At 65.7% G+C, this 13,827-nt stretch carries 11 protein-coding genes; 8 read left to right on the top strand and 3 right to left on the bottom strand.

Features of this window, described 5'->3' with window-relative positions; translation table 11 throughout:
• The first annotated feature begins 70 nt into the window (after positions 1–70).
• From ald to EWM63_RS07755, 7 genes are all read left to right on the top strand, one after another.
• Positions 71–1,186 (top strand): alanine dehydrogenase, encoded by a 1,116-nt coding sequence (gene ald, locus EWM63_RS07785; RefSeq protein WP_130186013.1) that lies wholly within the window; start codon positions 71–73, stop codon positions 1,184–1,186.
• A gap of 75 nt (positions 1,187–1,261) precedes the next feature.
• Positions 1,262–2,764: a CoA-acylating methylmalonate-semialdehyde dehydrogenase gene (locus tag EWM63_RS07780; protein WP_130186012.1), complete on the top strand. Its 1,503-nt coding sequence runs from the start codon at positions 1,262–1,264 to the stop codon at positions 2,762–2,764.
• Positions 2,765–2,982: 218 nt separating this feature from the next.
• Entirely contained in the window at positions 2,983–4,350 is a 1,368-nt protein-coding gene (locus EWM63_RS07775) for an NAD(P)-dependent oxidoreductase (RefSeq protein ID WP_130186011.1), read from the top strand.
• On the top strand, positions 4,350–5,651 hold the full coding sequence (preA, locus tag EWM63_RS07770) for an NAD-dependent dihydropyrimidine dehydrogenase subunit PreA (RefSeq protein WP_130186010.1): 1,302 nt from the start codon (positions 4,350–4,352) through the stop codon (positions 5,649–5,651). The genes EWM63_RS07775 and preA overlap by 1 nt, the downstream gene beginning before the upstream one ends.
• Positions 5,652–5,816: 165 nt before the next feature.
• On the top strand, positions 5,817–7,310 hold the full coding sequence (locus tag EWM63_RS07765; RefSeq protein ID WP_130186009.1) for an NCS1 family nucleobase:cation symporter-1: 1,494 nt from the start codon (positions 5,817–5,819) through the stop codon (positions 7,308–7,310).
• Positions 7,307–8,701 (top strand): dihydropyrimidinase, encoded by a 1,395-nt coding sequence (hydA, locus tag EWM63_RS07760; RefSeq protein WP_130186008.1) that lies wholly within the window; start codon positions 7,307–7,309, stop codon positions 8,699–8,701. The genes EWM63_RS07765 and hydA overlap by 4 nt, the downstream gene beginning before the upstream one ends.
• Positions 8,702–8,712: 11 nt before the next feature.
• Positions 8,713–9,987 carry a Zn-dependent hydrolase gene (locus EWM63_RS07755; RefSeq protein ID WP_307720838.1) on the top strand — a complete coding sequence of 425 codons (1,275 nt, stop codon included), beginning with the start codon at positions 8,713–8,715 and terminating at the stop codon, positions 9,985–9,987.
• Between the two features lie 9 nt (positions 9,988–9,996).
• Here EWM63_RS07755 and EWM63_RS07750 read toward each other — a convergent pair whose 3' ends face one another.
• Positions 9,997–10,638: a CatA-like O-acetyltransferase gene (locus tag EWM63_RS07750; protein ID WP_130186007.1), complete on the bottom strand. Its 642-nt coding sequence runs from the start codon at positions 10,636–10,638 to the stop codon at positions 9,997–9,999.
• 11 nt (positions 10,639–10,649) lie between these two features.
• Positions 10,650–11,567, bottom strand: a complete 918-nt coding sequence (locus EWM63_RS07745; protein ID WP_130186006.1) for a LysR family transcriptional regulator — start codon at positions 11,565–11,567, stop codon at positions 10,650–10,652.
• Between the two features lie 98 nt (positions 11,568–11,665).
• Between EWM63_RS07745 and EWM63_RS07740 the strand changes: the two genes are divergently transcribed.
• Positions 11,666–12,388, top strand: a complete 723-nt coding sequence (locus EWM63_RS07740) for a sulfite exporter TauE/SafE family protein (RefSeq protein ID WP_130186005.1) — start codon at positions 11,666–11,668, stop codon at positions 12,386–12,388.
• A 291-nt stretch (positions 12,389–12,679) separates the two neighbouring features.
• On the opposite strand, the gene EWM63_RS07735 is transcribed toward EWM63_RS07740, so the two are convergent.
• Entirely contained in the window at positions 12,680–13,621 is a 942-nt protein-coding gene (locus EWM63_RS07735; protein WP_130186004.1) for a LysR family transcriptional regulator, read from the bottom strand.
• Positions 13,622–13,827 lie beyond the last annotated feature (206 nt).

Below are 13,827 nucleotides of genomic sequence, written 5' to 3'. Positions count from 1 at the left end.
CAGCCAAAGCATCCGACACCACGCACCGCGCATCAAACACCACCCCAAAAAGCCTAAAAGGAGACATACCATGCTCGTAGGCGTACCCAAGGAAATCAAGAACCAGGAATCCCGCGTGGGCCTCACCCCGGCCAGCGTGAAGGAACTGACGCTGCGCGGCCACCCCGTGCTCGTCGAACGCAATGCCGGCGCAGCGATCGGCCTCACGGATGCGATGTACGAAGCGTCCGGCGCCACGATCGCCGCCACCGCGCAGGAAATCTTCGAACGCGCCGACATGATCGTCAAGGTCAAGGAACCGCAGCCGCAGGAATGCGCGATGCTGCGCGAAGGCCAGATCCTCTACACCTACCTGCATCTCGCCCCCGACCCGGCGCAAACAAAAGCGCTGGTCGCATCGAAGGCCGTCTGCATCGCCTACGAAACCATCACGGGCCCGAACGGCGGCCTGCCGCTGCTGGCGCCGATGAGCGAAGTGGCGGGGCGCATGGCCGTGCAGGCGGGTGCCGCGCACCTGGAAAAATCCAAGGGCGGCATGGGGCTGCTGCTGGGCGGCGTGCCCGGCGTGGCGCCCGGCCACGTGGCGATCATCGGCGCCGGCGTGGTCGGCACCAATGCGCTGCAGATCGCCGTGGGCATGGGCGCGCGCGTGACGGTGCTGGACAAGAGCGTCGACCGGCTGCGCCAGATCGACCTCGTCTTCGGCAACCGCGTGCAGACCATGTACTCCAACGCGCATACGATCGAGGAAGCCGTGCTGGGCGCCGACCTGGTGATCGGCGGCGTGCTGGTGCCCGGCGCCGCGGCGCCCAAGCTCGTCACGCGCCAGATGGTCGCGAGCATGAAGCAGGGCGCCGTCATCGTCGACGTGGCGATCGACCAGGGCGGCTGTTTTGAAACGTCGCGCGCGACTACGCACGAACAACCCACGTTCATCGTCGACGGCGTGGTGCATTACTGCGTGGCGAACATGCCGGGCGCCGTCGCGCGCACGTCCACGTTCGCCTTGAACAACGCCACCATCACGCATGCGCTGGCGCTGGCGGACAAGGGCTGGCGAAAGGCCCTGCAAGCCAATCCGCACCTGAAGAACGGCCTGAACGTCTGCCAGGGCCAGGTCACGTACGAAGCCGTAGCCCGCGACCTGGGCTACGACTACGTGCCGGCCGACAGTTTTCTGTCCTGAATCCCGGGCTCTTGTATTGCCCCCACGCTCCTGTCCTGCATCCCCATAACCTGAACGAGACCAAGCGAGAACAAGATGAGCGACATCGACACCATCACCCATTACATCAACGGCGCGAAGGCGGACACGCGCAGCGGCCGCTACGCCGACGTCTTCAATCCCGCGCTCGGCGAACCGGTTGCCCGCGTGGCGCTCGGCACGCCGGACGAAGTGGACGCCGCCGTGCAGGCCGCGCACGCCGCGTTTCCCGCGTGGGCCGACACGCCACCGCTGGCCCGCGCCCGCGTGCTGGCGAAATACCTGCAGCTGTGCCAGCAGCACACCGAGGAATTCGCGGCGATGCTGACGCGCGAACACGGCAAGACGCTGGCCGATGCGCGTGGCGAGGTGGCGCGCGGCATCGAGGTCGTCGAGTTCGCGCTCGGCATTCCACAACTGCTGAAGGGCGAATTCACGGACCAGATTTCGCGCGGCATCGACGCCTGGTCGATGCGCCAGCCGCTCGGCGTCGTGGCCGGCATCACGCCGTTCAACTTCCCCGTGATGGTGCCGATGTGGATGTTCCCGGTGGCCCTCGCCTGCGGCAACACCTTCATCCTCAAGCCTTCCGAGCGCGATCCCTCGCCATCGCTGCTGCATGCGGAGCTGCTGAAGAAGGCGGGCCTGCCGGACGGCGTGTTCAATGTCGTGCAGGGCGACAAGCTCGTCGTCGATGCGCTGCTGGAGCACCCGCACGTGCAGGCGATCAGCTTCGTCGGCTCCACGCCGATCGCCGAGTACATCTACGCGAAAGGCAGCGCGAGCGGCAAGCGCGTGCAGGCACTGGGCGGCGCGAAGAACCACATGGTGGTGATGCCCGATGCCGACATGGACATGGCCGTCGACGCGCTGATGGGCGCGGCATATGGTTCGGCCGGCGAGCGCTGCATGGCGATCTCCGTGGTCGTGGCGATCGGCGATGCGGGCGACGCGCTGGTGAGCGCACTGGAACGGCGCACGGCCGCACTGAAAGTACGCGACGGTGCGGCGCACGATGCCGAAATGGGGCCCGTCGTCACACTCGCCGCCAAGCAGCGCATCGAGCGCCTGATCGGCGAAGGCGTAGAACAGGGCGCGAAGCTCGTCGTCGATGGCCGCAACTACCGGGTGGCGGAACGGCCGAACGGCTTCTTTGTCGGCGGCACGCTGTTCGACCACGTCACGCCGGACATGACGATCTACAAGGAGGAAATCTTCGGCCCCGTGCTGTGCGTGATGCGCTTGCCGGACGTGGGCAGCGCCGTGGACCTCATCAACCGCAATGAATACGGCAACGGCGTGGCCGTGTTCACGCGCGATGGCGGCGTGGCCCGCGAATTCGTGCGCCAGATCCAGGTGGGCATGGTGGGCGTGAATGTGCCGCTGCCGGTGCCGATGGCATTCAACAGTTTCGGCGGCTGGAAGCGCAGCATGTTCGGCGACCACCATGCGTATGGCCCGGAAGGCGTGCGGTTCTACACGCGGCACAAGGCCGTGATGCAGCGGTGGCCCAACACGGCCACGGCTGGCGCGGAATTTGCATTCCCACAGATGAAGTAAGCGAAGCGAGTACACGTCGGCCCTTGCAAGAACCCCAGGCAGAACCTGGGGTCAGACCCAGCGGGGCAAAGCAGGGGTTTCAAGGAGCACTGCTCCTTGCCTGCGTAGCGATGGCGGCATGCATGCCGCCATTCCTCCCTGACCCCGCTTTGCGCAGTTGAAAAGTTCGCCCTAGTACGCAACGAGGTTTTTCAGCCATTCAGCCAGGAACCAGAACCATGCTCGACTCACTCAACTACATTCCCCACCCCAGCTCGACGAACAGCGAGCTGGCCACCCACTTCACCGACCTCGCGCCACCACTCAACGCCCGCCAGGCGGCGATCGAAGCGGCCCGCTGCCTGTACTGCTACGACGCGCCGTGCACGCGCATCTGCCCGTCGGACATCGACGTGGCGAGCTTCATCCGCAACATCCATGACCGCAACGTCGACGGCGCCGCGCTCGGCATCCTGAAGCAGAACATCTTCGGCGGCAGCTGCGCGCGCGTCTGCCCCACGGAGATCCTGTGCGAGGACGCCTGCGTGCGCAACCATGACGCCGAAGGCCAGCCGGTGAAGATCGCGCTGCTGCAGCGCTACGCCACCGACAACATGAGCTTCACGGAACACCCGTTCCAGCGCGCGAAAGGCACGGGCCGCAAGATCGCCGTTGTCGGCGCCGGCCCCGCGGGCCTGTCGTGCGCCCACCGCCTGGCCATGCTGGGCAACGACGTCGTCGTGTTCGAGGCCCAGGAAAAGGCCGGTGGCCTGAACGAGTACGGGATCGCGAAGTACAAGCTCACCAACGATTTCGCCCAGCGTGAAGTCGACTTCCTGATGGGCATCGGCGGCATCGAGATCCGCCTCGGCCAGAAGCTGGGCGATAACCTGCACCTGAAGGACCTGCATGCGAACTACGATGCCGTGTTCCTCGGCCTGGGCCTGGGTGCGAGCCGCCAGCTGGGCCTGACGGGCGAGGATGCGCCGGGCTTGCTGGCCGCGGTCGACTACATCGCCGAGCTGCGCCAGGCCGACGACCTTGCCGCCTTGCCGGTGCCGAAGCGCGTGATCGTGATCGGCGCGGGCAATACCGCGATCGACATGGCCGTGCAGATCCAGCGGCTGGGCGCCGAGGAGGTGACGCTGGTGTACCGCCGCGGCTTCGAGGCGATGAGCGCCACGCACCATGAACAGGAGATCGCCAAGGCCAACCAGGTGCGCATGCGCACATGGGCCCAGCCGCGGCAGGTGCTGCTCGACGCGGCGGGCCGCGTGCAGGGCATGCGCTTCGAGAAGACGCGCATGGAAGGCAACCGCCTCGTGGGCACCGGCGAAACGTTCGAGATCGCCGCCGATGCCGTGTTCAAGGCGATCGGCCAGACGATGGACGATGCCGCGCTGGCCGATCCGCTGGCCACGCTGCTCAAGCGCGACGGCGACCGCATCCACGTCGACGAACACTTCCGCACCGTGCTGCCGGGGATCTATGCCGGCGGCGACTGCGTGGCACCGGGGCAGGACCTGACCGTGCAGGCGGTCCAGCACGGCAAGCTGGCGGCCATGGCGATCCACGCCGAACTTCAATCGACCCTGGAGGCAGCATAATGAGCCACGAATACAGCAACCTGGCCATCGACTTCTGCGGCATCAAGTCGCCGAACCCGTTCTGGCTGGCCTCGGCACCGCCCACCGACAAGGCCTACAACGTCATCCGCGCCTTCGAGGCGGGGTGGGGCGGCGTGGTGTGGAAAACGCTGGGCGAGGACCCGCCGGCCGTCAACGTGTCGTCGCGCTACTCGGCCATCTATGGCAAGAACCGAGAAGTCATCGGCTTCAACAACATCGAGCTGATCACCGACCGCTCGCTGGACATCAACCTGCGCGAGATCACCGCCGTCAAGGAAGCGTGGCCGGACCGGGCGATCGTCGTGTCGCTGATGCTGCCCTGCGAGGAGCACTACTGGGCCGACATCCTGCCGAAGGTCGAAGCGACGGGCGCGGACGGCATCGAGCTCAATTTCGGCTGCCCGCACGGCATGCCGGAGCGGGGCATGGGCGCGGCCGTCGGCCAGGTGCCGGAATACGTGGGCATGGTCACCGCCTGGTGCAAGAAGCACAGCAGGCTGCCGGTGATCGTCAAGCTCACGCCGAACATCACCGACATCCGCCACCCGGCACGCGCGGCGAAGGCCGGCGGCGCCGACGCGGTCTCGCTGATCAACACGATCAACTCGATCACGTCGATCGACCTGGACCGGATGGTGGCGCTGCCCACGGTCGGCGGCGCGAGCACGCACGGCGGGTACTGCGGCACCGCCGTGAAGCCGATCGCGCTGAACATGGTGGCCGAGATCGCGCGCGATCCGGAAACGCGCGGCCTGCCGATCTCCGGCATCGGCGGCATCAACAACTGGCGCGACGCCGCCGAGTTCATCGCGCTGGGATCCGGTTGCGTGCAGGTGTGCACGGCGGCGATGCTGCACGGTTTCCGCATCGTCGAGGAAATGAAGGATGGCCTGTCGCGCTGGATGGACGCCAAGGGCTACCGCACCATCGAGGAGTTCCGGGGCCGCGCGGTGCCGAACACCACCGACTGGAAATACCTCGACATGAACTTCAAGACGATCGCGCACATCAGCCAGGCCGACTGCATCGGTTGCGGAAAGTGCCACGTGGCGTGCGAGGATACGTCGCACCAGGCCGTGGCCCGGCTGGTGGACGAGGCGACGGGCAAGCGCACGTATGAAGTCATCGACAGCGAATGCGTGGGTTGCAACCTGTGCGAGATCACGTGCCCCGTGCAGGGCTGCATCACGATGGTGCCGCAGCAGACCGGCAAGGCCTACATGAACTGGACGCAGGATCCGCGCAATCCGCGGGCGGAGCAGGTGCCGACCGCTGCGTGAGGTAGCCTCATGCGAAAACCGGTGTCGGACACCGGTTTTTCGCTCAGGAAATCGGCAACATCATGCGAAAACCGGTGTCAGACACCTTTTCGGGTAAGGCTCCGAAAAGGTGTCTGACACCATGCAGGTGCACCATCCAGGAAAAAAAACCGAGGAGAGAGCCCAGTGAAACAAGACATCAAAGCCAACCCCCACCTGTGGAACGAAGACCTCGCGCCCACCTCCGCCGCCCAGCGCACCTGGCTGTGGTACCACTTCGCGGCGCTGTGGGTGGGCATGGTGATGTGCATTCCCGCGTACACGCTGTCCGCCAGCCTCGTCGAAGGCGGCATGTCCGCCTGGCAGGCCGTATGGACGGTGTTCCTCGCCAACGCGATCGTGCTGGTGCCGATGCTGGCGATCGGCCATGCGGGCACCAAATACGGCATTCCCTACGCGGTGCTGGCGCGCGCATCGTTCGGCACCGACGGTGCCAAGCTGCCGGCCTTGTTGCGCGCCATCGTGGCATGCGGCTGGTACGGCATCCAGACCTGGTTCGGCGGCAGCATGATCTACACGCTGCTGGGCGTGCTGATGGGCGCCCCGATCGGCGGCGAGAAGATCGGCTGGCTGGGCATCAACGGCGCCCAGCTGCTGTGCTTCCTGGCGTTCTGGGCGATCCAGATGTACTACATCGTGCATGGCATGGATTCGATCCGCAAACTCGAGACCTACACCGCGCCGCTGAAGATCCTGATCTGCTTCGTGCTGCTGTGGTGGGTGTACGACAAGGCGGGCGGTTTCGGCCCTCTGCTGGACAAGCCTTCGCAGTTCGCACCGGGCCAGCCGAAGGAAGGCCAGTTCTGGAGCGCCTTCTGGCCGTCGCTGACGGCGATGGTGGGCTTCTGGGCCACGCTGGCGCTGAACATTCCCGACTTCACCCGCTTCGCCAAGTCGCAGAAGGACCAGATCGTGGGCCAGTCGATCGGCCTGCCGGTGCCGATGGGGTTACTGGCGGCGCTGGCCGTGATCGTTACGTCGGCAACCGTCGTCCTGTACGGCAAGGCGCTGTGGGACCCGGTCGACCTGGCCGCGCGCATGACCGGCGTGGCCGTGCTGGTCGCGCTGATCGTGCTGCTCGTCGACACCGTGAGCGTCAACCTGGCCGCCAACCTGGTTGGACCCGCCTATGATTTTTCCGCGCTGGCGCCGAAACGCATCTCGTACCGCACCGGCGGCTACATCACGGCCGGCATCGCGCTGGCGATGATGCCGTGGAAACTGCTGGAAACCACGCAGGGCTACATCTTCACGTGGCTGATCGGCTATTCGGCGCTGCTGGGCCCCATCGCCGGCGTGCTGATCGTCGACTACTACCTGGTGCGGCGGACGGAGCTGAACGTGGCGGAGCTGTACCGCGCCGACGGCATCTACTCGTACGGCACCGGCTGGAACATGGCCGCCGTCATCGCGTTCATCCTCGGCGTGCTGCCGAACATTCCCGGCTTCCTGAACGCGGCCTTTCCCGCCGCGTTCCCGGATGTCGGCGATACCTTCAAGACCATCTATACCTATGCCTGGTTCGTGGGCATCGCGATCGCCGCCGTGGCCTACGCGGTGATGATGCAGCTGGCCGCTTTCCGTCCGCCCACCCCAATCCTGAACGGAGACACCAAATGAGCCTGATCATCCGAGGCGGTACCGTCGTCAACGCCGACCGCGCCTTCCGCGCCGACGTGCTGTGCGACGGCGACAGGATCGTCGCCGTGGGCGACAACCTCGATGCGCCCGCGGGCGCGAAAGTCATCGACGCCTCCGGCCAGTACGTGATGCCGGGCGGGATCGATCCGCACACGCACATGAACCTGCCGTTCATGGGCACCGTGACGGCGGACGATTTCTACACGGGCACGGCGGCCGGCCTGGCGGGCGGCACGACGACGATCATCGATTTCGTGATCCCGAACCCGCAGCAGTCGCTGCTGGAGGCTTACCACCAGTGGCGCGGCTGGGCCGCGAAGGCGGCCGGCGACTACACCTTCCACGTGGCGATCACGTGGTGGTCCGACCGCGTGCACGAAGAGATGGGCGTGCTGGTGCGCGACCATGGCGTCAACAGTTTCAAGCACTTCATGGCGTACAAGAACGCCATCATGGCCGATGACGAAACGCTCGTGAAAAGCTTCCGGCGCTCGCTGGAACTGGGCGCGATCCCCACCGTGCACGCGGAGAACGGCGAACTGGTCTACCAGTTGCAGCGCGACCTGCTGGCCCGGGGCATCACCGGGCCGTCGGCGCACCCGCTGTCGCGGCCGCCGGCCGTGGAAGCGGAGGCGGCCAACCGGGCCATCGCCATCGCCGGCGTGCTGGAAACGCCGCTGTACATCGTCCACGTGTCGTGCAAGGAATCGCTGGACGCCATCACGCGCGCCCGCGCCGCCGGCCAGCGCGTGTATGGCGAGGCGCTGGCGGGGCACCTGATCATCGACGACAGCGTGTACCAGCATCCCGATTTCGATTTCGCGGCCGGCCACGTGATGAGCCCACCGTTCCGCGGCAAGGAACACCAGCGCGCGTTGTGGCAGGGCCTGCGGGGCGGCAACCTGCACACGACCGCCACCGACCACTGCACGTTCTGCGACACGCAGAAGGCCGCCGGCCGCGACGATTTCACGAAGATCCCGAACGGCTGCGGCGGCGTCGAGGACCGGATGGCCGTGATCTGGGATGAAGGTGTGAATGGCGGGCTGCTGACGCCTTCCGAATTCGTGAAGGTCACATCCACCAACGCGGCGCAGATCTTCAACATCTATCCCCGCAAGGGCGTGGTGCAGGCCGGTGCCGATGCGGACGTCGTCGTGTGGGATCCGGCCGGCACGCGCACGATCTCGGCGAAAACGCAGTTCGCAAAAGGCGGCTTCAACGTGTTCGAGGGCCGCACCGTGAAGGGCATTCCCAGCACCACCGTGGCGGCCGGCAAGGTGGTGTTCCACCGCGGCGAACTGATGGCCGTGGAAGGCGCCGGCCGGCACGTCGACCGCCCCGCGTTCCAACCCGTCAGTGCAGCCTGAAAGGACAGCAAATGAACGACATGACCGAGGCAGTAAAGACTGGCGTGGATCCGGAGGCGCTGCGGGTGGATGGCCAGCGGCTGTGGGATGCATTGATGGAGCTGGCGCGGATCGGCGCCACCGAAAAGGGCGGCGTGAAGCGCCTGGCGCTGACGGACCTGGACCGGCAGGGCCGCGACCTCGTCGTGGGCTGGGGCAAGGCGGCCGGCATGACGGTCACCGTCGACCAGATCGGCAACGTGTTCATGCGCCGCGCCGGGACGAACGATTCGCTGCCGCCCGTGATGACGGGCAGCCACATCGACACGCAACCCACCGGCGGCAAGTTCGACGGTAATTACGGCGTGCTGGCCGGGCTGGAGGTGGTGCGCACGCTGAACGATCATGGCATCCGCACGGAAGCGCCGATCGAGGTGGCTTTCTGGACCAATGAGGAAGGTTCGCGTTTCGTGCCCGTGATGATGGGGTCCGGTGTCTTCTGCGGCGCCTTCACCTTGGAAACCGCGTACGCGGCAAAGGACACCGACGGCAAGACGGTCGGCGAGGAGCTGGAACGCATCGGCTACAAGGGCGACCAGGTGCCGGGCGAGCACCCGATCGGCGCCTATTTCGAGACGCACATCGAGCAGGGCCCCGTGCTCGAGGACGCGGACAAGGTGATCGGCGTGGTGCCCGCCGTGATGGGCCTGTCGTGGTACGACTGCACGGTGACGGGCATGGAAGCGCATGCGGGCCCCACGCCGATGCACCTGCGGCGCGATGCCATGCAGGTGGCCGCGCGGATCATTCCTGAGGTGGTGGCCATCGCCAACCGCTATCCGCCGTATGGCCGCGGTACGGTCGGCATGATGCAGGTGTTCCCGAACAGCCGCAACGTGATCCCCGGCCAGGTGAAGTTCTCGATCGACCTGCGCAATGTGAACGATGAGCTGCTGAACACCATGCACGAGGAGATGACGGCGTTCGTGGCGCAGGTGGCGACTGATTCGGGCCTCGACGTGAAGCTGGAACGCGTGTCGTACTATCCGCCATGCCCGTTCCACCCGGATGTGGTTGGCGCCGTGCGCAGCGCCACGGCGAAACTCGGGTATTCGACGATGGACGTGGTGTCCGGCGCCGGGCACGACGCGATCTACGCGGCGCGCCTGGCCCCTTCAGGGATGATCTTCGTGCCGTGCAAGGATGGCATCAGCCACAACGAGATCGAGGATGCCCAGCCGGCCCACCTGGAAGCGGGCTGCAATGTGCTGCTGCATGCGATGCTGGAGCGGGCGAGAGTGGTCTAGGAAAGTCTTCTAGGCTTCGATGATCGCCGCCAGCTCCGCGGCGATCTGCTGCGCCAGCTGGTGGATATGGAAGCCATCCACGAAGCCGTGATGCGCCTGCACGGAGAACGGCAGCAGCAGCTCGCCGGGCGCGCCTTCGCGGAATTTCCCCCAGGCGAGCGATGGAATGTCCGGACAGTCCAGGGCTGCCGTCGGATGCTGGATCGACGTGAAGGCCAGCCATGGAATGCAGGTGACGAACATCTGGTGCTTGGCCTCGCGGGGTGCCAGCGTCCGGTAGGGCTCGTTGAACGGGACCATGTTCGACGCCGCCTCCCGCGCGGCGCTGCCGCGGGCGACGAATTCGCGCAGGTCGTCCGACCAGTCGAACATCGCGAAATTGAGGTCGTTGTGCTGGTTGATCACCGTGAACGACGGGATCAGGTAGTCGATCTCGAACACATCGCCATCGAGGATGCGCCAGCGGAAGTTCTCGATCTTCATCGCCGCGCGCAGCACCGCGCACAGCAGCACGTGAAACGGCGGCAGGCCGTTGGCCTTGCACCAGGGCCGGAAATCCGGCAACTCGAGAGGGAAGCACAGGTTGACGGCCGGGCTGTCCATGCCGTCGAACATGGTGAAGCGGTCGCGCCGCCGTTCGAAGTTTTCCATAGCGTGTCTTGTCATTCCGAGGACGGCATTGTCGCATGGCGCGCCAGCGCGTCGACCAGGTCGCGTGCATGGCCGGGCAGTTCGGCATAGCTGCGCGTGCACAGCAGCAGGCGGCGCCGGGTCCATCCGTCCGCCAGCTTGATCACCTTCAGGTTGGCCGCGTCACGCGAGCGCACCACGGCCGATTCCGGGAGGACCGCCAGGCCGGCACCGCTGGCCACCATGCGGCAGATCGCATCGAAGCTGCGCACCCGCACGCGATAGCGCAGCCGCTTGCCCAGCTTCGTGGCCTGCTCGCCGAGGTACATCTGCAGCGCGCTGTCGCCCGCCAGGCCGATGAAGTCATGTTCCACGGTGGCCGCGAACGGCAGCGAGGCGTTGCGGCGCAAGCCCTTGCCGAGCGGGTGGCCGGGATGCAGCGCCAGTACCAGCCGGTCTTCGCAGAAGAGCCGTGTTTCCAGGCCGCTGCTGTCCACGGAATCGGTGACGATGCCGATGTCGGCCAGGTCGTCGCGCATCGCCTGCACGATGTCGCTGGACAGGCGCTCTTCGAGGTCGACATTCACCTGCGGATGGCTGGCCATGAACGCGGCCAGTACGTCGGGCAGGAATTCCGTCAGCGCCGATGTGTTGCACAGCAGGCGCACGTGGCCCTTCAGGCCCGTGGCGTATTCGCCCAGGTCGGCGCGCATCTTTTCCATCTGCTGCGTGATCAGCCGTGCGTGGTGCAGCAGCGTGCGGCCGGCGGCCGTCGGCTCCACGCCGCGGCGGTTGCGCTCGAGCAGCGGCACGCCGAGTGCTTCTTCCATGCCGCGCACGCGTGCGCTGGCCGAGGCCAGGGCAAGGTGGGTCTGCGCGGCGCCGGCCGTGATGCTGCCGGTTTCCACCACGCGCAGGAACAGTTTCAGGTCGGTGAGATCGAATCGCATGAGGTATAAAAGCCAGTTCAGCAGGCTTCGAAAAGGCCGAAGGCTCGGGCAGTATATTCCACATTTTCGGCACGGGGGACGGGCGCCATACTACGCCCATGGACAATCATCTTTTTTACATCGGCATCGTATTCCTGCTGGCGGGCATGGTGAAGGGCGTGACGGGCATGGGCCTGCCGACGGTGGCGATGGCGCTGCTGGGGCTCGTGATGCCGCCGCTGCAGGCTGCCGCCATCCTTGTCGTGCCTTCGCTTTTGACGAATATCTGGCAAATGCTGGAACGGCGGGGGCTGCATGCGCTGTGGCTGCGGCTGCGGCCGATGCTGCTGGGCGTTTGCGCCGGTACGCTGCTCGGCGGCGCGCTGTTCACCAGCGGAGACGGCAAGGCGTTGCTCGGCCTGGCTCTGGTGCTGTATGCGCTGCTCGGGCTGTTTTCGTGGCATTGGCGGGTGCGTGCGGAGCAGGAGTGGTGGCTCGGGCCGGCGGCCGGCGTGGCGACCGGCGTGCTCACGGCGGTAACGGGCGTGTTCGTGCTGCCGGCCGTGCCTTACCTGCAGGCGCTCGGGATGGAGAAGGAAGAACAGGTGCAGGCGATGGGCCTGTCGTTCACCGTGTCCACGCTGGCGCTGGCCGTGGTGCTGGCCGGGCATGGCGCATGGGAACCCGCCAGCGCCGGCATGTCGTTCGCCGCCCAGCTGCCCGCGCTGGCCGGGCTGGCCCTGGGCAGCCGTCTGCGCGGGCGGCTGGAGCCGCATGTGTTCCGGCGCTGCTTTTTCGGTACGCTGCTGCTGCTCGGCGCGCACATGGCCGCCTTCGCCTGATACATCAAGACCGACGGCAAAACCGGTAAAACCGGTGACAGACACCCATTTTTTTGAAATATTCCCTGGAAAAGGGTGTCTGTCACTAATGCCGTTAAGTTAGTGGGATTCGATGTAGTTCGCGACGCTGGCGTATTGGTGTCCGACACCGGTTTTCCGCCGAGGAAATTGGCAACGTCAGGCGAAGACCGGTGTCCGACACATTTTCCGGATGGGGCGCCCGGAAAAAATGTCCGACACCAGGCACGCCAATGCCAACACGTCGCCTTGACTAAACGGCATTAACGTCCGTCACCGGTTTTTTTGCAAAGCCTTGGCGGCGGTGGTCACCTGGTCGCGCAGCCACTTGTGTTCGGGCGACTGGTGCACGCGCTCGTGCCACAACTGGTAGAAGCGCATCGGCGGGAATTTCACGGGGATCGTGAAGATCTTCAGCGGCAGTGTCCGCTCGTAGAACTGCACGAACTGGCGGCCCGTCGTCAGCACGAGGTCGGATTGCGTCAGCATGTAGGGGATCAGGCCGAAATAGGCCGACTCCACCGCCACGTTGCGGTGCAGGTTCTGGCGTTCGAGGAAGGCGTCGATCACGCCCACGGAACCCTGCACCATCTGCGACGGTGCCACATGCGGCAGCGTGAGGTATTCGTGCAGCGTCATCGCATCCTCGGCGGTGCGCTTCGCGTACGGGCTGGCGGCGTGCATCGCGCACACGATCGGGTCTTCGAACAGCTTGGAAATGTGCAGGTGCTGGGGCGGTTCATCCCAGTTGGCGATCACCAGGTCCATGTCGCCATCGGACAGCAGGCGCACATAGTCGACGCCCGGGCCCAGGCCGTGGATGACAACGCGGCTCTTCGGCGAGCCGCGCCGCAGCAGCGCCACCACGCTCGGCAGGAACTGGCTGTCCAGGTAATCGGGGGCGGCGATATTGAAGGTGCGCGCTTCTTCCTGGGGAGCGAACGGCGCCTTCTTCACGAACAGGTTCTCGGTCTCGTCGAGAATGCGCTTGGCCGGCTTCAGCAGGCTCTCGCCATGCTGCGTGGGCACCATGCCGCGCGCCCCGCGCACCAGCAGCGGATCGCCCGTCAGCTCGCGCAGTTTGCGCAGCGAGGCGGAAATTGACGGCTGTGGCTGGTTCAGCTTCAGCGCCACGCGCGAGACGTTTTTCTCCACCAGCAACAGATACAGGATGCGGATCAGGTGCAGGTCGAGATGTTGCGGGAGGGCGGACATGGCGGAGGCTGTGTCTATACGAATACGGATATGTCAAATATACGTGAACTTTCATGCCGCGAGCGTGCCAAGGGATGTATCGACTGAAAATAGATGCCAGCGGGCCACAGTTCTTTAGTCAATTGTCATGAGTGCTTCGGGCCGCCCTGGAGGAGTCAAGCAAGCTTCATGGCAGTAAAAGTTGCCTGAAAAATGGGGTACGTCCC

Source organism: Pseudoduganella lutea (assembly GCF_004209755.1).
GTDB classification, from domain to species: Bacteria; Pseudomonadota; Gammaproteobacteria; order Burkholderiales; family Burkholderiaceae_D; genus Rugamonas; species Rugamonas lutea.
The sequence above is the reverse complement of the archived record's forward strand: the minus strand, read 5'-3'. Positions and strand labels throughout refer to the sequence as shown.